The sequence below is a fragment of the Rubrivivax soli genome (assembly GCF_049810355.1).
Taxonomy (GTDB): Bacteria; Pseudomonadota; Gammaproteobacteria; order Burkholderiales; family Burkholderiaceae_C; genus Rubrivivax.
Genome location: NZ_CP187368.1, coordinates 2,618,846 through 2,640,082 on the forward strand (window position 1 = coordinate 2,618,846; position 21,237 = coordinate 2,640,082).

Annotated in this window: 17 protein-coding genes; 16 read left to right on the forward strand and 1 reads right to left on the reverse strand. The window is 69.7% G+C overall.

Features of this window, described 5'->3' with window-relative positions:
* Positions 1-88 precede the first annotated feature (88 nt).
* The 4 genes from ACPOLB_RS11810 to ACPOLB_RS11825 all read left to right on the forward strand — a co-directional run bounded on the left by ACPOLB_RS11810 (position 89) and on the right by ACPOLB_RS11825 (position 6,776).
* Positions 89-1,225: an exostosin domain-containing protein gene (locus ACPOLB_RS11810; RefSeq protein WP_425261558.1), complete on the forward strand. Its 1,137-nt coding sequence runs from the start codon at positions 89-91 to the stop codon at positions 1,223-1,225.
* Between the two features lie 696 nt (positions 1,226-1,921).
* A complete protein-coding gene (locus ACPOLB_RS11815) occupies positions 1,922-2,884 on the forward strand; it encodes a hypothetical protein (RefSeq protein ID WP_425261559.1) in 963 nt (320 codons plus the stop codon).
* Between the two features lie 557 nt (positions 2,885-3,441).
* Complete coding sequence (locus ACPOLB_RS11820; RefSeq protein ID WP_425261560.1) at positions 3,442-5,718, forward strand: glycosyltransferase; 2,277 nt, start codon at positions 3,442-3,444, stop codon at positions 5,716-5,718.
* A gap of 20 nt (positions 5,719-5,738) precedes the next feature.
* Entirely contained in the window at positions 5,739-6,776 is a 1,038-nt protein-coding gene (locus tag ACPOLB_RS11825) for an alginate lyase family protein (protein WP_425261561.1), read from the forward strand.
* A gap of 7 nt (positions 6,777-6,783) precedes the next feature.
* Here ACPOLB_RS11825 and ACPOLB_RS11830 read toward each other — a convergent pair whose 3' ends face one another.
* The gene (locus ACPOLB_RS11830) at positions 6,784-7,521 is read right to left on the reverse strand and encodes a CatB-related O-acetyltransferase (protein WP_425261562.1); all 738 of its coding nucleotides are present in this window, start codon (positions 7,519-7,521) and stop codon (positions 6,784-6,786) included.
* 116 nt (positions 7,522-7,637) lie between these two features.
* Between ACPOLB_RS11830 and ACPOLB_RS11835 the strand changes: the two genes are divergently transcribed.
* The 12 genes from ACPOLB_RS11835 to ACPOLB_RS11890 all read left to right on the forward strand — a co-directional run bounded on the left by ACPOLB_RS11835 (position 7,638) and on the right by ACPOLB_RS11890 (position 21,235).
* On the forward strand, positions 7,638-7,781 hold the full coding sequence (locus ACPOLB_RS11835) for a hypothetical protein (protein WP_425261563.1): 144 nt from the start codon (positions 7,638-7,640) through the stop codon (positions 7,779-7,781).
* 28 nt (positions 7,782-7,809) lie between these two features.
* Complete coding sequence (locus tag ACPOLB_RS11840) at positions 7,810-8,121, forward strand: GDP-mannose 4,6-dehydratase (RefSeq protein ID WP_425261564.1); 312 nt, start codon at positions 7,810-7,812, stop codon at positions 8,119-8,121.
* 229 nt (positions 8,122-8,350) lie between these two features.
* On the forward strand, positions 8,351-9,034 hold the full coding sequence (locus tag ACPOLB_RS11845) for a class I SAM-dependent methyltransferase (protein WP_425261565.1): 684 nt from the start codon (positions 8,351-8,353) through the stop codon (positions 9,032-9,034).
* A gap of 1 nt (position 9,035) precedes the next feature.
* Positions 9,036-11,039, forward strand: a complete 2,004-nt coding sequence (locus ACPOLB_RS11850; protein WP_425261566.1) for a glycosyltransferase family 2 protein — start codon at positions 9,036-9,038, stop codon at positions 11,037-11,039.
* A gap of 23 nt (positions 11,040-11,062) precedes the next feature.
* The gene (locus tag ACPOLB_RS11855; RefSeq protein WP_425261567.1) at positions 11,063-12,577 is read left to right on the forward strand and encodes a hypothetical protein; all 1,515 of its coding nucleotides are present in this window, start codon (positions 11,063-11,065) and stop codon (positions 12,575-12,577) included.
* A 3-nt stretch (positions 12,578-12,580) separates the two neighbouring features.
* Complete coding sequence (locus tag ACPOLB_RS11860; RefSeq protein WP_425261568.1) at positions 12,581-13,120, forward strand: hypothetical protein; 540 nt, start codon at positions 12,581-12,583, stop codon at positions 13,118-13,120.
* Between the two features lie 34 nt (positions 13,121-13,154).
* Positions 13,155-14,276 (forward strand): GDP-mannose 4,6-dehydratase, encoded by a 1,122-nt coding sequence (gene gmd / locus ACPOLB_RS11865; protein WP_425261569.1) that lies wholly within the window; start codon positions 13,155-13,157, stop codon positions 14,274-14,276.
* Between the two features lie 5 nt (positions 14,277-14,281).
* On the forward strand, positions 14,282-15,250 hold the full coding sequence (gene fcl, locus ACPOLB_RS11870; protein WP_425261570.1) for a GDP-L-fucose synthase: 969 nt from the start codon (positions 14,282-14,284) through the stop codon (positions 15,248-15,250).
* Positions 15,251-15,270: 20 nt separating this feature from the next.
* On the forward strand, positions 15,271-16,452 hold the full coding sequence (locus ACPOLB_RS11875) for a nucleotide sugar dehydrogenase (protein ID WP_425261571.1): 1,182 nt from the start codon (positions 15,271-15,273) through the stop codon (positions 16,450-16,452).
* 10 nt (positions 16,453-16,462) lie between these two features.
* Positions 16,463-17,740, forward strand: coding sequence for a glycosyltransferase (locus tag ACPOLB_RS11880; RefSeq protein ID WP_425261572.1), 1,278 nt, complete (start codon positions 16,463-16,465; stop codon positions 17,738-17,740).
* 83 nt (positions 17,741-17,823) lie between these two features.
* The gene (locus ACPOLB_RS11885; protein ID WP_425261573.1) at positions 17,824-20,145 is read left to right on the forward strand and encodes a WcbI family polysaccharide biosynthesis putative acetyltransferase; all 2,322 of its coding nucleotides are present in this window, start codon (positions 17,824-17,826) and stop codon (positions 20,143-20,145) included.
* 22 nt (positions 20,146-20,167) lie between these two features.
* A complete protein-coding gene (locus ACPOLB_RS11890) occupies positions 20,168-21,235 on the forward strand; it encodes a GSCFA domain-containing protein (protein ID WP_425261574.1) in 1,068 nt (355 codons plus the stop codon).
* Positions 21,236-21,237: the final 2 nt, after the last annotated feature.

Below are 21,237 nucleotides of genomic sequence, written 5' to 3' on the forward strand. Positions count from 1 at the left end.
GGTCCCCCGCCCGCTGCGACGGTGGTGGTTCGGCCGCTTCCAGCTGCGTCGTAGCGCTTCCGGTGTGCTCCACTTCCGCGACATGCTGATGCCTGCCGGACGCGACCTGCCGGAAGCCCGCTTCGCCGGGCTGGACGGCCGCGCGCTCGAGCGCGCCTGGTTCCGCCACGGCTTTGTGCCGCCAGCGCTGTCGGCCGCCTGCGCGGACATCACCGACCGGCCCGTAGCCGCCGACGACGCCCTGTTCTGGCAGTTTCCCTGCCGCACCGAGGGCGCGGCCTGGGATCGCCACGCCGCGCTCGACCAGCCCGGCGGCAGCGGCGACGACCTGCATACCTACCTGGGGCTGCCCTGGGCCACTTGGATCGACAAGGAACGCAAGCAGGCCTGGGGCGCCGACCGCGGGCACGCCGCTGGCAGGCAGTGGCGGCTGGTCGGCGTGCGGCTGTCGGGCCTGCACCAGGCGCTGGCCGGACTGGGGATGCGGCTGCGCGTGCACACCGTCTGCCAGCATATCTACTGGCAGGACCTGCTGCCGCGATGGCGCCAGCTCGGCGTCACCGACCTGTGGCTCTCGCACTGCCCGGCGCCGGGCACGCCGGCCGCGGCGGAGGCGCTGGCCGCCGGCATACAGGTGCATCCCTGGCGGCTGTTCGCCGTCAACGTGGAGGACCCCGCGCGCACCAGCGGCCTGCTGCTGGGGCGCGACGCGGCCGCGCGTCCGCTGCTGGCGTCGTTCGTCGGTGCCCATGCCGACCACTACCTGTCCGACATCCGCCCGCGCCTGCGCGCGCTGGCCGATGCCCCGGACGTGGTCGTGCGCGTGACCGGGCGCTGGCACTTCGAGGACGTGGTCTACCGCCACCAGGTGCAGGGCGAGATGGCCACCGCGCCCGTGGCCGACGATTCGGTGCACGGGTACAACGCGCTGCTGTCGGACTCGGTGTTCTCGCTGTGCCCGGCCGGTGCCGGGGCCAACACGCTGCGCCTGTGGGAGTCGCTGGCCAGCGGCGCCATCCCGGTGATGCTGGGCGACTGGCCGCAGCTGCCGGCCGGCGGCAGCCTGCCGCCGCTGGACTGGGACACCGCCGTCCTGCGCGTGCGCACCGAGGAACTGCCCGGCCTGCTCGACCGCCTGCGTGCGATGCCGCTGGGCGAACGCCGGCAGCGCCAGCAGCGCGGCATGGCGCTGTTCGCGCAGGTGCAGCAGCAGACCTGCTTCTGACACCTGCGCCTAGAGCCCATGGTTTCGACGAAACACTGTCCGCCTGCCCTGGCGCGCTCTGGTTGTTGTCACAGCGGCTGCTCTCGTTGTAGGGGCTGCACACGCCCGCCGAGGCCCCAGATTTCCGCTTGAGCACGCACACCACACACATGAACGTCTTGCCGGCGCACCCACGGCACCAGATCACCTCAAACGGCACTTCGCGTCGCGCTCTGCAGACTTTGCCCGTCTGTGAGCCTCTCTGCGATCCCGCGCACGTGGATGGTTTCGAGTTCCCGCATCGGGCTGCCTTACCGGGCCACACGACAGGCATAGCCACCAACGAATGGTCGATCGCCTTGACGCTGCTTGTAGACGTGAGGATGCTGACCCCCTCTGCAACCATAGACATAGACGCGCGCGGCGCAACAACTTTCAGACGCACCGTGAGAAGTTGCGGGAGTTCGCAAGCATTTGTACCGGGTCCGGCACAAAGCGCCATATCGTGATGCTTCACCAATGTTTGGTCCGCGATGCCGTGGAGCGTAGGCTTGTGCGTGAAGAGCACGGAGATGGACTTGTTGATCTTGTTCTGCACACCACAAGAGCGAGGAGCGGTGGCGATGAGGATCTGTGTTGGACACGCGTGGACGACGGTCTGATCCAGCTGTTGCTGGAGGACGTATCCAGGGCCCTCAGTCCCGAGGCAGGAAGGTGATGGGAACGCTTCGCTTTATGGATGATCCGACATGGCGACATGTAGGGTCACCACAGTACCCGGACCACGATGAGAACGGCTTCTGCAACGAGCTGACGCTGGCTGCTTCGAAGTACATATTGACTGGAAGCAGTCACGTCTACGGGACCAATCTCGTGCCTGTCGACACGTGGCCGATTCGCCTGCAGCGCGAAGGCGTACCGATCTACAGTGCTTCGATGGGTGCTTGGTCGCTGATGCAGTTCGCGCTTGTGTCGCAGACCTACCTCAAGCCGTTCCACCGAAAGCTGGTAGTGAGCATCTACCTCGGGTTCGATGTGTATGCCACGCTGAAGCAGTCGATCGACGTTCGCAACGGATCGCTCTTTGGGTTCGTGCGAGACGGCGATCTCAAGCTCGGCATGGATTGGCGCCCTCGCCAAGCAAGGGATGAGGCGGTGAAGAAGGCGCGGGAGCTTGGCGCCAACCTAGAAGAAGCGCTGCGCCAAGCGTTCGATCTGGGGCTGCAGGATTGCATGCCTGTCATAGCGGATGGCGCCGAGTGGTGGATCGAGCCTCACCTACGCTTGCAGACCACGGATCTCAGCAGCCCCTATATGCGGCGCGCGTTCGAGCTTTGCAGGAGCTACCTTGATGTCATTCAGACCAACTGCACAGAACGCGGCGTTGAGTTGGAGATCCTCTTGATCCCGACCAAGGAAGCCGCGGTCTTTCATCGAGCAGTCGGGCAGCAAAGGGGGGGGTTCGACGGAGATGCGCTGGTGGATGCTGAACGGCGCTTGGCCAGGGAATTCGCCTGTCACCTGTCAGCTGCTGGGGTTCGATTGACAGATCTCTGGACCTTGTATTCGACGACGCCGGTGGGTGACCTGTTCGATCCCATCCCCCTCGAAGGGCACCCCAGCGCAAGAGGCGCGGCAGCAATTGCCCAATGGGTGAGAAGAGAGCACTTCGGACTGTGAAGTAATCCGCTACACGAACCGCAGCGCAAACGTGTAAGACGTCAAGTCGCTCTCCGCGCGCTACTAGAGCGGCGGCTCGCGCTACCAGCCGCTCCACCCGCCTTGATGGACAAGGTGCTGGCCTACGCATACGCCACGGGCGAGAGCTTTGCTCCCACAGAATACGACAGTGCCGTCAGACCACACGGCACCCCAACAGAAGGTCATTCATGTCTGCTGGAAACACACGACCCATCGCGCTTCAACTGGCCAATCAGTTGCTGAGAGATCGGCATTGGACGGAAGCACTGTCTGCCTACGTGAAGCTGGCAGAGGATTCGCCCCACCTGCTCGAGATCCTGCAGGGCAACGTTTCGTATCTTCTGAGGCATGCACCGAGTGGATCGGTAACGCCTCATCAACTTCTGGACATTGAGCGGATCTTCGGGGTGCGCTGGGGAGGCAAAGGGGGCGCCCCTCAAGTGCGGACACGCCATGACTTGCGCTCCGTCGGCCTCGCCTCCATCCCTTCGCGCGAAGCCGGCCTACACCAGGCGCTAGAGACACTGAGCGTGCAAATGGACGAGCTCCACATCTATCTCAACGACTACCCGGCCGTTCCGGCGTGGCTGTCGGACTGGCCCAAGGTCCGCGTCTACCGCTCCCAGGAACACGGCAACCTGGGCGACGCGGGCAAGTTCTTCGGCTACCACCGCACTACCGCGCCCTGGTACTTCACGTGCGACGACGACATCCTCTACCCCATCGACTACGCCGAGCGCCTGATCGGGGCCTACAGCCGCCTGGGTGGACCGGTCGGCGTGCACGGCTCGCTGCTGCGCTACCCGTTGGTGGGCTACTACGAACCCAACGCGCGGCACGTGCTCCACTTCAAGTGGAAGAACGAAGTGGATCGCCGCGTCCAGGTGCTGGGCACCGGCACCATGCTCTTCGATCGGCGGCAGATCCCCGAGCTGCCCATGTTCGGGTATCCGAACATGGCCGACATCTGGATCGCCCGCTTCATGGCCGAGCGCGGCATCGCGATGCACGCGGTCAAGCGCCCGGACCTGTGGCTACGCGATGCCCAAGTGCCCGAAGACTCGATCTACGCGCAGAACGTCAACGAGAAGACCGACCAGCGCGTCATCGTCGAACGCCAGATGCGGCACATCGCCGAGGCGGTTAAGCCTGTGAAGGGCGCGCGGCCCAAGGTGCTCTTGGGCATCAAGACCTTCAACCGTCTGGACTACCTGCGCGAGTGCGTCGAGAGCCTGGTGCGGACGGTCTGCGAGGACCGCTTCGAGGTAGTCGTCGCCATCGCCGACGACGGCTCCACCGACGGCACGATCGAATACCTTAACACGCTGAACATCCCCTTCGAGCTGCATGTGCTCAAGCACAACCGGACCCACGTAGGTGGCCAGTTCAACGCCCTGCTGCGCCTCGGGCAGGCACTGGCGACGGACTTCTACGTTATCGCCGACGACGACCTCTTCTTCCGGAAGGCCGGCTGGCTTTCAGGCTACTTCGACGCGGCGCGCGCGTCGGGCTTCGACCACCTATGCCACTTCAACCTGCCTCACTTCGCGCAGATCCGTGAACGCACCAAGGAGGCCGCGCCCGAGCGCCGCCTGCACCGCGACTTTCCGCTGGAAGCGCACGTGTCGGTATGGCGAGCCATGGGCGCCCTGTTCACGCTGACTCCGGCAGTCATCGCGCGCGTGGGCTACGCCGACGAGGTGAACTACTTCGTGCGCGGCGGCTGGCACGGCGACTACTCCGCACGCTGCTGTCGCGCGGGCTTCAACGAACTCGAACGGTTCTGGGACTGGAAGGACGCCAACGAGTACCTTGAACTCCAGAACACCCGGGAGGAGAACTATCGCAGCGCCATCGCCTGGGATTCCGAAGAGTTCAAGCGCGCCTCCACCCCCGAGGAACGCCAACGGCGCGAAGCCGTCAAGCGCATGCCGGACCGCGTCCGTGTCGATGCCCACCTCGCCGTAAAGGGCCCCTTGATCCGAGTCGACGAGGCGCGCGCGGTGAATCCCGTCACAGTCAATGATGTCTTCGACAAGGTCTTCGTCATCAACCTGGACCGCCGTCCCGACCGCATGGCGACGATGCACCGCGGCCTATCGCGCTGCGGCGTCGTCTACGAACGCTTCCCGGCCGTGGACGGTACCGCCCCCGAAGTGCAGGACCAGTACCGGCGCTACATGGCCAGCCGGCCCGCACCCGACCCCAAGGCGCGCATGTCCAGCCGCGACTTCTTCTTCGGCGGCCGCACCGACGCGCAGCGCACCGCGCACGTGGAGGCAGGGCTGAACGGCCCGGGCATCCGCAGCGCCGGCGCGATGGCCTACTCGCTCACCTACCGCGCCATCCTGCGGCGCTGCATCGAGCAGGGCATCGAGCGCGTGCTGGTGCTCGACGACGACTGCCTATTCCACAAGAACTTCCGCAACGCCTTCGCGACGGCCCATGCCGAATTACCGGCGACATGGAAGATCTTCCAGCTCGGCACCATGCAGTACGACTGGCCTCTGGTGGAGGACTACTCGCAGCACCTGTACCTGCCGCACGGCGTGCTCGTCGCGTCCCATGCAGTAGGGCTGCACGCGGACACCTATGCGCCGCTGCTCGACGGCATCTCGCGCTGGACCTTGCCCTTTGACATCGGCCCCCTGCAGGACTGCGCGCGCCTGTTCGACGAAGCCAGCTTCATCTGCAAGCCCAACCTGATCATCCAGGACCAGAGCGAGTCGGACATCAACTCGTCCGACGTCGCCAAGTCCGAGGCGTCCAAGACCAAGAACATCTACCGCTGGGATCCGGCCCTGTACGAATGAGCCCTCTGAAGGAGACCCCCATGCCCACGCAAAACCGCCTGACCGTTCGTTCCTTCCTCGCCCTGTGGGCGCTGGCGACCTGCGCCAGCGCCTCGGCGCAGGTCGCACCGTCCTGTCCCACGCCGCCCGAACTGCCGCCCAGCCTGGGCAGCGTCGACTACTACACCGACGCGAAGCACTCGGTGATCGATCCGGAGCTGCAGAAGCGCAGCGAGGAGCAGAACCGCTTCCTGCGCGACGCCCTTTACGCCCTCGGCCGCATGGCCGAGGGCGGTGACCGGCCCCAGGTGCTGGCGACGCAGGCGTGCGCCCTGAGCTGGATGGAAGCCTGGGCACGCCGAGACGCCCTCGAGCGCGTGGACAAGGGCGGCACGGTGCTGCAGGTCGTGTCGGCGGCCAGCCTCTCGCTGGCCTACCGCACCGCGCTGGCGCTGGGCAAGGAGGCGCCGCGCGAACATCTCGCGGTGAACCGCTGGCTGGAGCAACTCGCGACCTCCATCACCCGCAACGAGGACATGGGGCGTCCGGGCGACCAGCGCAACAACGTGACCTACTGGGCCGCCCTGGCGGCTTACAACACCTCGGTCGTGACGGGCAACCGGGCGTTGTCCACCTGGTCCCGCGAGGTGTACCGCCAGGCGCTGGCCGAGATCGACAACGAGGGATTCTTCCCCAGTGAACTCAAGCGAGGCCAGCAGGCCCTGCGCTACCAATGGTTCGCAGTGACGCCGTTGGTGACTCTGTACGTCACGTCCCATGACAAGGACGGCTTCCGCGACGAATACAGCCGAGCGCGCCTGGCCAAGGCCATCACCGCAGCGCGCGCCGGCCTGACCAATACCGCGCCGATGTCCAGGCGTGCCGGTACGAAGGTCGATGCGGAGGGCGTCAGCGGTTACGCGCTGACCCGCGTCACCCAACGCCTCGCGGACTGCGTCGTGTCGGGTACGCCCAGCGATAACCCGGCGAGTCTGACGCGCGACTGGCGCCTGGGCATCGGCTTCCGCAATCTGCGCTGCGAGAACCACTTCGATGCGCTGGCCGCCGCGGCGCGCTGAGCCGCCTTTAGCCCTGCGCGAGCATCAGGGTCTCGAAGTCGGGATGCCGTGTCGCCAGCCATGACGGCTGGGTGACGCGGTCGATGAACTCGAACACATTGCCCGTCGGCAGCGTACGCAGGACATCCAGAGGCGCATTCCACCAGGCGCTGGCCAGCAGCGCGGCGCTCACGGCTTCCGTGAACCGGGTCCGCACGGGCTCGCTGGCCAGCCTCGAGACAATCGCGTAGTCGGGCACGTCGCGCGCGACCACCGCGTTCGCGCCGATCACCGCCCCGGTGCCGATGCGCACGCCCTCCACGATGACGGCGCCGTCCCCGATCCAGACGTCGTGACTGATGACGGTCGGGCCGCGGCGGCGGTCGCGTGAGTCGAGGGCCTGTGCCTGGGCCACGGTGTAGGGTGTGGCCGTACCCTGCGCCAGGGCCGGATAGGTGCTGACGGAAGACATGCGGTGCATGCCGGCCCCCACGCTCACACGGCGACCAATTGAGCAGTAGCGGCCGATGAACACGTTGCCGCGCAGGTAGCCGCCATCATTGATGTAGCTGTGTGCACCAATGAAGTTCACCACACCCTGGGCGATAGTCGGCGAGCTTACCGAGACGCCATCCTCGAAGCAGGCGTGGCGCAGATGCGTCGCGCCGCGCACGCCGCGCCGGCCTGCGTCGTCGGCGGTCAGGGAGGTCGCGTCGAGAGGGGCTCCCGTGAGGAAGCGCGCCAGCTTGTCTTGGATGTTCGGCATGGGGTGGCAACGGACAGTCGGAACCGGGCGGGAGCATATTCCTCGTTCACCCTGGCGAGTCTTCCTGTGTGGCGATCGCGTGACAGACAATGCACCGGCAAGGAAGCCCGGACACCATGATCAAGCACACACGCATCACCTACATCAGTGTCCAAGACTGCAGCTACCTCGGCGAGGTCCTGCTCGCCATGGGCTACGAGGCCCACAGATTGAAGTGTCGTGCTTTGCGCCCCAACACCCAGCGCATCGCCCACGTCTAAGAGGATCCGCACGCCGAGCACCTGGGGCATGGTGGTGAAGCACGGTGACCTGACCGACCGCTTCAGCCTCAGCCATCTACCGCAGCAGGTGCGGCTCGACGCCGTCTACGACCTTGGCGCCCAGAGCCGCGTGGCCGTGAACTTCGAGTCGCCGAAGTACACCGCCGGGGTCGACGGCTGGGAACGCTGCACCTGCTGGAGGCGTTCTACCTGCTGGGGCTGCAAAAGCGCACCAGCTTCTGCCAGGCTACCACCGGGGTCCCGAACGTCGCAAGAGTCGGATCAAGAGGCAGCTCGCGTGACCCATAGCACCCGCTGGCCGCGAGGGCCCGCTTTATAGTCTCCTGTCCGCGAGCCGCTCGTACGGTGCCCGCGCTCACCGGCAACGTCTGGCTCGCCGACCGAGATCGCGTGTAGCCAATGGATGGCCCGACCTACCGATCGAGAGTTCCACGGCGTCCAGGGATCCGGCGGCAATGGCTCACATCCATCTTGTGCAAATCTCATCGTTCGACCGGCCGCAGGTGCCCGCCACTGACCCAAGAAAGCTCCTCGCAACCAATCGCACCGTGCTGAAAGAGATCTTCGCCATCACCCCGGCCGACGAAGCCGGCCAGCTGTCGAGCCAGCGCCTGCTGCCGCGCATCGCCCCGCGCCTGCCGGCCACCGGCGTGCGCGTGCTCGACCTGGGCTGCGGCGACGGCCGGTCGTTCGACTGGTTCCAGCGCAGCTTCACCCAGTTCTCCTGGACCGGTCTCGACATCGAGGACAGCCCGGAGGTGCGGTCCCGGCGCCGCCAGGACTGCACGTTCCAGTCCTACAACGGCGTGGACATCCCGTTTCCGGACCAGAGCTTCGACGTGGTCTTCTCGAACCAGGTGTTCGAGCACGTCCGGCACCCCGAGCGGCTGCTGGCCGAGGTGCGCCGGGTGCTGTCGCCAGGCGGGCTGTTCGTGGGCAGCGTGTCCTACCTCGAGCCCTACCACTCGTACAGCCTCTTCAACTTCACGCCCTACGGGTGGTACCAGATCAACCAGGCCAGTGGCCTCGTGCCCGAACTGATGGCCGCCGGCATCGACGCGCTCTCGCTGATCCAGCGCAGCATCGACCGCCAGGTCGAGGAACGCTCGTGGTGGACGCTGTCGCCACTGAACCAGCAGATCGTCGCCGACCCTGCGCTGACCATCCAGGAGAAGAACTACAAGATGCTGATGTACGCCGGCCACATCGTCTTCGTCTCGAGGAAGCCCTGACGTGAGTCCGCATCCGGCCACGGGCCCGGCCGCCATGCCGCAGCCGACCGGCACGCAGCGCGTGATCGTGACGCTCACGTCGATCCGGGCACGTGCGGCGGCCCTGCGCGAGACCATCGAGTCGCTGGTGCGCCAGGACCACCCCTCGGCGTTCGAGGTGCGTGTCCACCTGTCGCACGAGCCCTACCTGATGGACGAGGGCTTCGCAGCGGTGCCCGACTGGGCCGTCACCCTGCAGGCCATCAACCCCCTGTGCAGCCTGCGCTTCGCCTTCGTGCGCAACACCGGGCCCTACCGCAAGCTGCTGCCGGTGCTGGCCGAATGCATGGAGTCCGACCTCGACGCGCTCATCGTCACCTGCGACGACGACACCCGCTACGCGCGCGACTGGCTGAGCCGGCTGCTCCACCGCCAGCGCTGCACGGGCGGCGTCGTCGCCTTCCGTGGCCACAGCATGCGGCTCGACCCGGAAGGCACGACCTTGGCGCCGTACGGGCTGTGGCAGACCAACCCCGACAAGTGCCACTTCGGCCTGCACAACCTGCCCACCGGCAAGGACGGCGTCGTCTACCACCCGAGCCACTTCGACCGCAGCGTGCTCGACGTGGACACCGCCATGCGGCTGGCGCCCACCGCCGACGACCTGTGGTTCCGCTGGCACGCGGTGTCGCGGGGTGTGCCCTGTTTCCTGATCGACCTGGGTGACCGTGTCTTCGACGACGTGCCGTCGTTCGACGAAGGTGTCTCGCTCTGGGAGGTCTACAACAAGCAGGGCGGCAACGACAACACGATCGCTGCGCTCGAACGCCACTTCCAGCAAACCCACGGCACCACCGTGGCGGCACAGTTGGCCGAGTACCAGCGCTGCATGCGCGCCACGGAACTGCCGAAGCTGGCGGGCCAGCGCCATTCGACGGCGGCCCTGGCCGCGCGCCAGGTGCGTGTGCTCGATGCGCTCGCCCGGCGACCGGTCGCCGAGCAGATGGTGACGGCCCGGAGCTACGCGCTGTTCCGCCGTCTGGCCCGCGACCTGCCGGCGGCACGGGCCGCGGAGCCGGTCTCGGCCGAGCCGCGCAGCGACCGCGGCGGCATGCGCTACGCCATCGAGCGCGTGGATCTGTTCGACGCCGCCTACGGCTGGATGGCGCGTGCTGCGCTGCCCGAGCCTGCCCCGCTCGTCACCGTTTTGATGACGACCTTCAACGCGGCGAAGACGGTGGCGTGGGCGGCGCGCTCGGTGCTGCAGCAGGACCACGGCATGCTGGAGCTGGTCGTCGTCGACGATGTCAGCACCGACGGCACGCAGGACATCCTGCGCGCGCTGGCGCAGTCGGACCCGCGCGTGCGGGTCTTGCTGCTGCCGAAGAACCGCGGCACCTACTTCGCGAAGAACGTCGGCCTGGGGCATGCGCGCGGCACGTACGTGGCGTTCCAGGACTCCGACGACTGGTCGCACCCGGCACGGCTGCGCCTGCAGCTGTGGCGCCTGCTGCGCACCGGCAAGCTGGCGACACGCTGCACCTACGTGCGCCACCACGCCAGGTCGAACCAGCTCGTGCGGGTCAACGGGCGCGTGGAGTCGCCGGGCTTCATCACGCTGATGACGCGCCGCGACCTGTTCGAGCGCATCGGCCCCTTCGACTGTGCGCGCCGCGCCGCCGACGACGAACTGATCAGCCGGATCGAGGCGCTGCACGGGCGCGGTGCCATCGACAACTTCGCGCTGCCCGCCTACGTCGCGCTGTACGCCGAGCAGAGCCTGATCGCCGACTCCAGCAGCTACAGCGTGCGCGACGGTCTGCGCTTCACGCTGGGGCAGGAGCGCGAGGCCTACAAGCAGGCGTACACGGCCTGGCACCAGCAGCTGCAGGCCAGCCCGTCGCTGGTGGCGCACTACCGCTTCCCGCCGGACCGCATCTTCATCGACAAGGCCGCGGGCCTGCGGGCCTTCGAGGACAGCGAGATCGCCGGCCTGCCGGCCGAGCTGGAACAGGCGGCCGCATGACCGTGGCACACCGACGCGCACCGATGCGCCCTGCGCGCTTCGAACTCCGCCTGGACGGCGCAGGCGGCATCTTCGCGTTCGACCATGTCCTGGGGCGCACGCACTACAGCCAGCACCTGGGCGAGCACGAGATCGACTTGCTGTACGCCGGGGTGCGGCTCGTGGTTCCGGCCCTCGTGCCCACACCGGGCGACCAGGCCCTGCCGGCCGGCTGGACGGCCCTGCGGCAGCTGGAACGCGCACAGCAGGTCGTGCTGGTGCTGTGCGATCCCGCCGCGACCAGCGCCGACGACGAGCAGCTGCTCGCGGAGCATGCCGCGCTAGTCGGGCAGCTGCCGGGCTGGTCGCTGCTCCGCGTCGACCTGCCGGCACCCGCCACGCAGGACGCCGAGGCCACCTTCCGCGCCGTGCTCGGCGCCTTGCAGGACCGCTGGCTCGCTGCCAACCCGCGCCCGCTGGCGCGCAGCGACGACGCGATGGACCGCACGCTGACGCTGCCGCAGATGGTGGCCGACGTGCGGCACGAGATTGCCGCATGGGCTCAGGCCGCCTACACGTCGCGCGACTACGCGCGCAAGCGCCGTGCCTCCTTCGTCGCGTACCACGCCGACAACCCCGTGGCGTCGGTGGTCGACCGGGCGCGCGACCTCGGGCGCGATGCGATCGACGGCACCGCGCTCGCAGACCGGATCGACGCGGCGCTGGGCTCGCACAGCCCGTTCTCCTTCGTCCGCGTCGGCGAAGGCGAGGGCTGCTTCCTGTCGTACCAGCGCTACCTGGACGACCGCTCGCCCGACAACGAGGTGTTCGGCGTGTGCGCCAAGGACATCTTCCGGATCTGGTTCGCGCGGAACATCCACGACGCGTCGCCGGCCGAGCTCGACACCGTGCGCGCGCTCTTCTGGAATGCCATGCGCTCGGCCGATGTGATCGGCGTGCCCACCGTCGAGCGCGTGCTCTTCGAGCACGTGCACTGCATCGACGACCTCGCCCGGCACGGCTTCAACCGCGGCTACATCGGCGTGGTCGAGATCCTGCAGCACCTGCAGCACGCGCGGTCGCAGGGGCTGCTGCCGCAGGCGGTGTTCAGCGACTGCGACATCGCACGCCCGCTGTACGCGTGGCAGGACTGGCGCAGCGCGCTGGCCACCACGCTGCCGCGCCTGCTGCGCGGCCGCCGCGACGTGACGCTGGTCAGCTGCCACGCGCAGCTGGGCGCCACCCTGGAGCGCTTCCTGGACATCGGCAACGTGCGCACGCTGCGCATCCCGCCCGAGCGCGGCCGCGTCGCCGGCCAGGACCACCTCGACGGCGACCACTACACCGACCACTTCGCCGGCATCTGCGATGCGCTGCGCCGCGATCCGTCGCCGCTGGTCGTGGTCGCCGCGGGCTTCATGGGCAAGGCCTACTGCGCCGTGGCCAGGCAGGCCGGCAGCGTGGCCGTCGACATCGGCTCGCTGGCCGACCACTGGGCAGGGCACGACACGCGCGCGAAGAACGCGTGGAACCTGCCGTCCCCCTTCCAAGGCGCGTAGCCCATGAACGTCTTCGTCCTCTGCACCGGCCGCTGCGGCTCGTCCACCTTCATCGAGGCCTGCCACCACATCACCAACTTCACGTCGGCGCACGAGTCGCGCTCGTCGCTGCTGGGCGCAGAGCGCCTGGCCTACCCGGCGCAGCACATCGAAGCCGACAACCGGCTGTCCTGGCTGCTGGGCCGGCTCGACGCGACCTACGGCGACACGGCGTTCTACGTGCACCTGCAGCGCAACCACCCCGACACCGCGGCCAGCTTCGTCAAGCGCTACGCGGGCGGCATCATCAAGGCCTACAGGGGCAGTGGCATCATCATGGGCCTGCCCGAGTCGACCGACCCGATGGCCGTGGCACTGGACTATTGCAACACCGTGGACAGCAACATCCGGGCATTCCTGAAGGACAAGACGCACAGGATGGACGTGCACCTGGAGACCGCCCGGGCCGACTTCCAGGACTTCTGCGAGCGCGTCGGTGCCGTCGTCGACCTGCCCGCGGCGCTGCGCGAGTTCGACACGCGCCACAACGCTTCTGCCCGCTGACCCTCCGTCTCCACCGCACACCCACAGGCCTGCCATGAAACGTGCTCTCATCACCGGCGTCACCGGCCAGGACGGCAGCTACCTCGCCGAGTTCCTGCTGGAAAAGGGCTACGAGGTGCACGGCATCAAGCGCCGCGCCTCGCTGTTCAACACGCAGCGCGTGGACCACATCTATGAAGACCCGCACGTCGAGCACCAGCGCTTCGTGCTGCACTACGGCGACCTCACCGACAGCTCCAACCTCACGCGCATCCTGCGCGAGGTGCAGCCCGACGAGGTCTACAACCTGGGCGCGCAGAGCCACGTCGCCGTCAGCTTCGAGGCGCCGGAGTACACGGCCGACGTCGACGCCATGGGCACGCTGCGGCTGCTGGAGGCCATCCGCTTCCTCGGGCTGGAGAAGACCACGCGCTTCTACCAGGCCAGCACCTCCGAGCTGTACGGCCTGGTGCGCGAGACGCCGCAGAAGGAGACCACGCCCTTCCACCCGCGCAGCCCGTATGCGGTGGCCAAGCTCTACGCCTACTGGATCACGGTGAACTACCGCGAGGCCTACGGCATGTACGCCTGCAACGGCATCCTGTTCAACCACGAGAGCCCGCGCCGCGGCGAGACCTTCGTCACGCGCAAGATCACGCGCGGCCTGGCCAACATCGCGCAGGGTCTCGAGAAGTGCCTGTACCTGGGCAATCTCGGCAGCCTGCGCGACTGGGGCCACGCGAAGGACTACGTGCGCATGCAGTGGATGATGCTGCAGCAGCCGCAGCCCGAGGACTACGTCATCGCCACCGGCGTGCAGTACTCGGTGCGCGAATTCATCCAGTGGGCGGCGGCCGAGCTCGGCGTGACGCTGCGTTTCGAAGGCACGGGCGTCGACGAGAAGGCCCTGGTGGCCGCCGTCAGCGGCGACAAGGCGCCCGCGCTGCAGGTGGGCGACTGCGTGGTCGCGGTCGACCCGCGCTACTTCCGGCCCGCCGAGGTCGAGACGCTGCTGGGCGACCCGAGCAAGGCGCGCCAACAGCTCGGCTGGGTGCCCGAGATCACCGCGCAGCAGATGTGCGCCGAGATGGTGGCCTCCGACCTGCAGGCCGCCCGCCGCACGGCGCTGCTGCGCCGGCACGGGCATGACGTGGCCGTCTCGCGCGAAGCGGGCTGACGCGCATGGCACCCGACGCTCCGGTCTACGTGGCCGGCCACCGCGGGATGGTCGGCTCGGCCATCGTGCGCCGGCTGCAGGCCCTGGGCCACGACAACATCCTCACCGCCACGCACGCCGAGCTCGACCTCACCGACCCGGCACGGGTGCGGCAGTTCTTCGGCGACCACCGCATCGCGCACGTGGTGCTGGCCGCGGCCAAGGTGGGCGGCATCCACGCCAACAACAGCTACCCGGCCGAGTTCATCCACGAGAACCTGATGATGGAGTGCAACGTGGTGCACGCCGCCCACGTGGCCGGCGTGCAGCACCTGCTGTTCCTGGGCTCGAGCTGCATCTACCCGCGCCTGGCGCCGCAGCCGATGCGCGAGGACGCGCTGCTCACCGGCACGCTGGAGAGCACCAACGAGCCCTACGCCATCGCCAAGATCGCCGGCATCAAGCTGTGCGAGAGCTACAACCGCCAGCACGGCCGCGACTACCGCAGCGTGATGCCCACCAACCTGTACGGGCCGGGCGACAACTTCCATTCCGAGAACTCGCACGTCATCCCCGCGCTGCTGCGCCGCTTCCACGAAGCGGTGCAGGCGCAGGCACCCGAGGTCGTGATCTGGGGCAGCGGCACGCCGATGCGCGAGTTCCTGCACGTCGACGACATGGCCGCCGCCTGCGTGCACGTGATGCAGCTGCCCGACAGCGTGTACCGCGCGCACACGCAGCCGATGCTCAGCCACATCAACGTCGGCACCGGGGTCGACTGCAGCATCCGCGCGCTGGCCGAGACCATCGCCCGCGTCACCAGCTACACCGGCACGCTGGTGTGGGACCGCAGCAAGCCCGACGGCACGCCGCGCAAGCTGATGGACGTGTCGCGCCTGGCCGCGCTGGGCTGGCGGGCGCAGATCGGGCTCGAAGACGGCCTGCGCGACGCCTACGCCTGGTTCCTCGCCCACCAGGGCGAGGCCCGGCGCTGACGGCCCGGCCACGCCGCCGCATGGAGCGCGTGCTCGACATCGCCGTCGCCGGCATGGGCTACGTGGGCCTGTCGCTGGCCGTGCTGCTGGCGCAGCGGCACCGTGTGCGCGTGCACGACATCGTGCCGGCCAAGGTGCAGGCGCTGCGCGCGCGCCGCTCGCCGATCGCCGACCCCGACATCGCGCACTACCTGGCACACGTGCCGCTGCAGCTGCACGCCACGCTGGACGCCGCCGAGGCCTACGCCGGCGCCGACATCGTGATCGTCGCCACGCCCACCGACTACGACCCCGCGACCGGCGGCTTCGACGCCTCGTCGGTCGAATCTGTGGTGCAGGCGGTGCTGGCCCGCAACCCGCACGCGCTGGTGGTGATCCGGAGCACGGTGCCGGTGGGCTTCACCGAGACCCTGCGCCGGCGCCACGGCACCGACCGGCTGATCTTCTCGCCCGAGTTCCTGCGCGAGGGCCGTGCGCTGCACGACAACCTGCACCCCAGCCGCATCGTGGTGGGCGAGCGCTCGGCCCGCGGTGAACTCTTCGCCGGGCTGCTGCGCGAAGCCTCGCTGCGCGCCGACGTGCCGGTGCTGCTGACCGGCAGCACCGAGGCCGAGGCCATCAAGCTCTTCGCCAACACGTACCTGGCGATGCGCGTGGCCTTCTTCAACGAGCTCGACACCTACGCCGCGGCCCACAGCCTCGACGCGCGCGCCATCATCGACGCCGTGTGCCTGGACCCGCGCATCGGCCAGCACTACAACAACCCCAGCTTCGGCTACGGCGGCTACTGCCTGCCGAAGGACACGCACCAGCTGCTGGCCAACTACCGCGACGTGCCGCAGACGCTGATCCGCGCCACCGTGGAGTCCAACGCCACGCGCATGGACTTCATCGCCGACAGCGTGCTGCAGCTGCAGCCGCGCCTGGTGGGCGTGTACCGGCTGGTGATGAAGACCGGCTCCGACAACTTCCGCGCCTCCAGCGTGCAGGGCGTGATGCAGCGGCTGCGCGCACGCGGCGTGGCGCTGCAGGTCTACGAACCCACGCTGCACGCGGACGGCTTCGAGGGCGCGCCGGTCGAGGGCGACCTGGCGCGCTTCAAGCAGAGCTGCGACGTGATCCTGGCCAACCGCGTCACGGCCGAGCTGGCCGACGTGCGCGACAAGGTCTACAGCCGCGACCTCTACGGCGGCGACACCTGAAGCCGTGCCGATGACCACCCTGCCCGATCCCCACGCGCACCCCGCCGCGGCCGCCGCCGTCGCGGTGGTCATGCCCACGCGCAACCAGGCTGGCTTCATCGCCGAGGCCGTCGCCAGCGTGTTCGCACAAGGCATCCCCGGGCTGCGCCTGGTGGTGCAGGACGGCGCCAGCACCGATGGCACGCTGGACCTGCTGCACACGCTGGCCGCCGCGCACCCCGGCCTGGACCTGCGCAGCGAGCCCGACGCCGGCCCGGCCGACGCGCTGAACCGCGCCTTCGCGCGCGCGCTGGCCGACCCCGCCGTCGCCGTCGTCGGCTGGCTCAACTCCGACGACCTCTACACGCCGGGCGCGATCGCGCGTGCGCTGGCGCACTTCGCGGCCCACCCCGGCGACGTGCTGGTCTACGGCGAAGGCGAGCACGTCGACGCGGGCGGCCGGCCGCTCGGCCGCTACCCCACCTGCGCGCCCGGCACGCCGCTGGCCACCTGGGCCGACGGCTGCCCGATCTGCCAGCCCACCGTGTTCCTGCGCCGCGAGGCGGCCGAACGCCTGCTGCCGCTGGACACGGCGCTGCGCACCGCGTTCGACTTCGACGCCTGGCTGCGCCTGTGGAAGGCCTTTCCCGGCCGCATCGGCTACGTCGGCGCCGTGCAGGCGCACAGCCGGCTGCACGACGCCGGCATCACGCTGCGCCAGCGCGAGGGCGTGGCGCTCGAGGCGCTGCAGCTGATCCACCGCCATCTCGGCCCGGCACCCGGGCACTGGCTGGCCACCTACTTCGACGAGTTCACCGCCGGGCTGCCCGACGGCAGCGCCGAGACGCCGCGCCAGCGCCTGCAGCAGGTGCTGCATCGTGCCGAGCCCTGGCTGTCGCCGGCGGGCCGCAACACCGCGGTGCGCGCGCTGCTGGGCCACCGCGGGCTGCAGCTGAGCCTGCCCGACGCCCACGTGGCGGCGCAGGCCGACGGCTGGCTCACGGCCGAGACGGCGCTGCGGCTGCGGCCGGCCCGCGCCGGCCGGCTGCGCCTGCGCGGCCGCCACACCGGCCCGCAGGCCGGGCCGCTGGAGCTGCAGGCGCACGCGCCCGACGGCAGCGTGCACACGCTGACGCTGCAGCGCCGCGGGCCCTTCGAGTGGGTGCTGCCGGTGGCGGCCTCGCCCGATGCGCTGCAGCACTGGTGGCTGCGCAGCCCGACGCCGTTCGTGCCGGCGCAGGTAGAGCGGGGCTCGCAGGACCGGCGCGCGCTGGTGTGCCAACTCGATGCGATGCAATGGGACCCGTAGGCCTTGGCGCTGCCCGGCCGGCCGCGGCGGGCAGGCGACAATCCCACCCTTGATCTGGTCCTGACCTGCCCCTGTCCGCCGACGTGAGTGTCTCCGCCCCCCTCCCCGCACCCGCCTCGCCTGCGGCCCCCGCCGCCACCGGCCCGGTGGTGGAGGTGCTGCTCGACGACGACGACCTGCGCATCGAACTGCACCGCCTGCAGCCGGCCAGCGACACGGTCGCGCTGACCTTCGACCCGATCATGTGGCGCATGGACATGCGCCCGTTCGGCGTCGACTTCCTGCTCAAGAGCGGCGTCGACACCATCGCCGTGCGCAAGAAGCGCGAGCACTTCTACCAGGTGCTGCCGCGCGAACGTCTGCAGGCGCTGGTGGCGCCCGTGCTGCAGCGCTACCGCCGCCGCCTGGCCTACGGCTCGAGCCTGGGCGCCTACGCGGTGCTGTACTACTGTGCGCACGGCTACGACATGGTGATCAGCAGCTCGCCGCGGGTCTCGGTCCACCCCGAGCACGGCATCCCGCACTGGCAGCGGCAGGTGCGCTTCCTGCACGAGCGCTTCGGCGCGCAGCCGCCGGCCACCAGCCCGGCGGTGGTGTTCTACGACCCCAAGGACGTGCAGGACCAGCGCTTCGTCGAGCACGAGGTGCAGCCCTCGTGGCCGCATGCGCAGTACGTGCGCATCCCGTACGCGGGCCACCCGTCGAACCAGTTCCTGGCCGAGATCGGCTACATCACGGTCTGCATCCGGGCGCTGATCCAGGGCCAGCCGCTGCCGCCGCTGGACCGGCGCGCGAAGGGCCGCTCGGGCATGTACCACCAGGTGCTGGCGCACGCCTGCCTGGATCGCGGCAAGCTGCGCTGGGCACTGGCGCTGGGCGAACGCGCGATGCAGCTCAGCCCCTACCTCGACCTGGGGCGGCGCACGCTGGCCGAGATCCACCTGGCGCGCGGCGAGCTCGATGCCTGCCAGGCGCACCTGGACTGGTTCCTCGACCGCCACCCGCAGGACGGCCCCGGGCTGGCCGCGCTGCAGGCGCTGCAGCGCCGTCGCAGCGCGGCACCCCAGGCAGGCGGGACCGGCGCGCCCGGCACCCCGGCCGAGCGCAGCGACAGCGCCGCCGATGCCCTGGCGCTGGCCGACGCCGCCGCGGCACGCCGCGCCAACGCGCCCTGGCAGCGGCTGCTGCGCCGCACGCGCGCCTGGCTCACCACGTCGGCCGACGGCAGCCCCACGCTGGCGCAGCGGCTGCACCGCCGCTGGCATGCCGCCGCCCCCGAAGGCCGCGGCGGCGTCACGCGCGACGACGTGGCCTGGGCCTACCGGCAGTTCCTGGGCCGCCCGCCCGAGTCGGATGCCGCCATCGCCGGCCACCTGCGCAGCAGCTCGCAGCGTGCGCTGGTGCAGTCGTTCCTGGATTCGGCCGAGTACCAGCGCCGCCAGCAGCGCGCGGCCGGCGCCGCCGCCACGCCGGGCAGCACGGTGCGCAAGGGCGCCTACCGGCGCGACGGCCCGGTGGTGCTGGTGCTGGGCAACTGCCAGGCGCCGGGCGTGGCCAGCGTCATCGCCGCCAGCTGCGGCGTGGCCGAAGTGGTGCCGCTGACCAGCCTGAACCTGTCGGAAGACGCACAGCGCGCGCAACTGCGTGCGCAGGCCGCACGCGCCGACGTGTGGCTGGTCAACCCCGCCAGCAAGATCGCGCGCGAGGTGTTCGCCGAGGGCGCGCGCAGCGGCGCGCAGCTGCTCAGCGTGCCCGCGCTGCACTTCAACGCCTTCCATCCCGACGTCTGCTACGCGCAGCACCGCGGCCGGCAGCAGCTGACGAACCAGCACTACAACTCGGCCATCGTGGCCTGGGCCTACGGCCAGGGGCTGCCTGCCGAGCAGGCCGCCGCGCTGTTCCATGGCGACACCTACCGCGCGCTGGGCTACCTCGACGCCTGGCACACCGCCGTGAACGGCCTGCGCAAGAGCTTCGCCGCCAGCGACCTGGCGCCCGACTTCGACACCTGGCTGCTGCGCGTGCAGCGCCTGGGCTGCTTCATGCACACGCCCAACCACCCGCACCTGGCGGCGGTGGCGCTGCTGGCGCGCATGGCGGCGCGCCGCGCCGGCATCGAGGTGCTGGACGAGCCGGCGCCGGGCGAACTGGTCGACGGGCTGGCCTCGACGGTGTGGCCCGTCTACCCCGAGATCGCGCAGGCGCTGGCGCTGGACACCGGCAGCCTGACCTGGAAGTTCGTCACCCGCAACGACTACCTGCGCGGCGCCGACGCCTACGTGCGCCACGCCTACGCGGCCTACCGCGCGCAGGAGATCGCACCGGCCGACCTGGAGATCCGCTGGGCCGACACCACGGCGCTCGACCGCGTGCTGCGCGAGCGCGCCGGCCTGCCTCCGCGCTGACGCCACCACGCCCCACCCGACCATGGCCCACCCGTACAAGGACGCCCCGCCGCACCAGTTCTGGAACCGCGCGATGAGCGCCGTGGCCCCCGGCCACATCGACCCGGTGGTGGACGCCCCGCGCATCGGCCCGCGCGAGAAGGTCGCCACGCTCGGCAGCTGCTTCGCGCAGCACATCGCGCGCCACCTGCAGCGCAGCGGCTGCACCTACTACGTCACCGAGACGCCCCCGCCCGACCTGTCTGCGGAACAGGCGAGCGCGCAGCAGTACGGGCTGTTCTCGGCGCGCTACGGCAACGTCTACACGGTGCGCCAGGCGCTGCAGCTGTTCGACCGCGCGTTCGGCCACTTCACGCCGCAGGCGCAGGCCTGGCAGCGGCCCGACGGGCGCTGGGTGGACCCCTTCCGGCCGCAGGTGCTGCCCGAGGGATTTGCCAGCGCTGACGAGGTGGTGGCGGCCTGCACGCAGCACCTGGCGCAGGTGCGCACGATGTTCGAGCGCAGTGCGTGGCTGGTCTTCACCCTGGGCCTCACGGAGGCCTGGCTCGACCGCCGCGACGGCGCCGTGTTCCCGCTGGCGCCCGGCGTGGCCGGCGGCAGCTACGACCCCGCCGAGCACGCCTTCGAGAACTTCGATGCCGCCACCGTGACGGCAGACCTCGCGGCGCTGGTGCAGAAGGTGCAGGCCGTGAACCCCGGCTGCCGCTGGCTGCTGACGGTGTCGCCGGTGCCGCTGATGGCCACCGCCGAGCCGCGGCACGTGTGGACCTCCACCACGCTCAGCAAGGCAGTGCTGCGGGTCGCGGCCGACGAGGCCACGCGCCGTTTCGACCACGTGCACTACTTTCCGTCGTACGAGGTGATCACCTCGCCCGCCGCCGGCGGCCGCTACTACGCCGACGACCTGCGCCAGGTCACCGACACCGGCGTGCAGCACGTGATGCGGCTGTTCACGCAGCACTGCCTGGCCGGCCAGCGCACGCCGGGCCCGGCGCCGGCGGCGCTGGACCTGCAGGGTGGCGGCGCCGCCGACGTGGTGTGCGACGAGGAAGCCATCGCCCACGCCATGCGTGCCGGGGGCGCACGTTGACG

Coding starts and splice junctions, on each gene's coding strand:
- ACPOLB_RS11810 (WP_425261558.1), top strand. CDS start 89: ATGCCTGCCGGACGCGACCTGCCGGAAGCCCGCTTCGCCGGGCTGGAC.
- ACPOLB_RS11815 (WP_425261559.1), top strand. CDS start 1,922: ATGGGAACGCTTCGCTTTATGGATGATCCGACATGGCGACATGTAGGG.
- ACPOLB_RS11820 (WP_425261560.1), top strand. CDS start 3,442: ATGGACGAGCTCCACATCTATCTCAACGACTACCCGGCCGTTCCGGCG.
- ACPOLB_RS11825 (WP_425261561.1), top strand. CDS start 5,739: ATGCCCACGCAAAACCGCCTGACCGTTCGTTCCTTCCTCGCCCTGTGG.
- ACPOLB_RS11830 (WP_425261562.1), bottom strand. CDS start 7,521: ATGCCGAACATCCAAGACAAGCTGGCGCGCTTCCTCACGGGAGCCCCT.
- ACPOLB_RS11835 (WP_425261563.1), top strand. CDS start 7,638: ATGATCAAGCACACACGCATCACCTACATCAGTGTCCAAGACTGCAGC.
- ACPOLB_RS11840 (WP_425261564.1), top strand. CDS start 7,810: ATGGTGGTGAAGCACGGTGACCTGACCGACCGCTTCAGCCTCAGCCAT.
- ACPOLB_RS11855 (WP_425261567.1), top strand. CDS start 11,063: ATGCGCCCTGCGCGCTTCGAACTCCGCCTGGACGGCGCAGGCGGCATC.
- ACPOLB_RS11860 (WP_425261568.1), top strand. CDS start 12,581: ATGAACGTCTTCGTCCTCTGCACCGGCCGCTGCGGCTCGTCCACCTTC.
- gmd (WP_425261569.1), top strand. CDS start 13,155: ATGAAACGTGCTCTCATCACCGGCGTCACCGGCCAGGACGGCAGCTAC.
- fcl (WP_425261570.1), top strand. CDS start 14,282: ATGGCACCCGACGCTCCGGTCTACGTGGCCGGCCACCGCGGGATGGTC.
- ACPOLB_RS11875 (WP_425261571.1), top strand. CDS start 15,271: ATGGAGCGCGTGCTCGACATCGCCGTCGCCGGCATGGGCTACGTGGGC.
- ACPOLB_RS11880 (WP_425261572.1), top strand. CDS start 16,463: ATGACCACCCTGCCCGATCCCCACGCGCACCCCGCCGCGGCCGCCGCC.
- ACPOLB_RS11890 (WP_425261574.1), top strand. CDS start 20,168: ATGGCCCACCCGTACAAGGACGCCCCGCCGCACCAGTTCTGGAACCGC.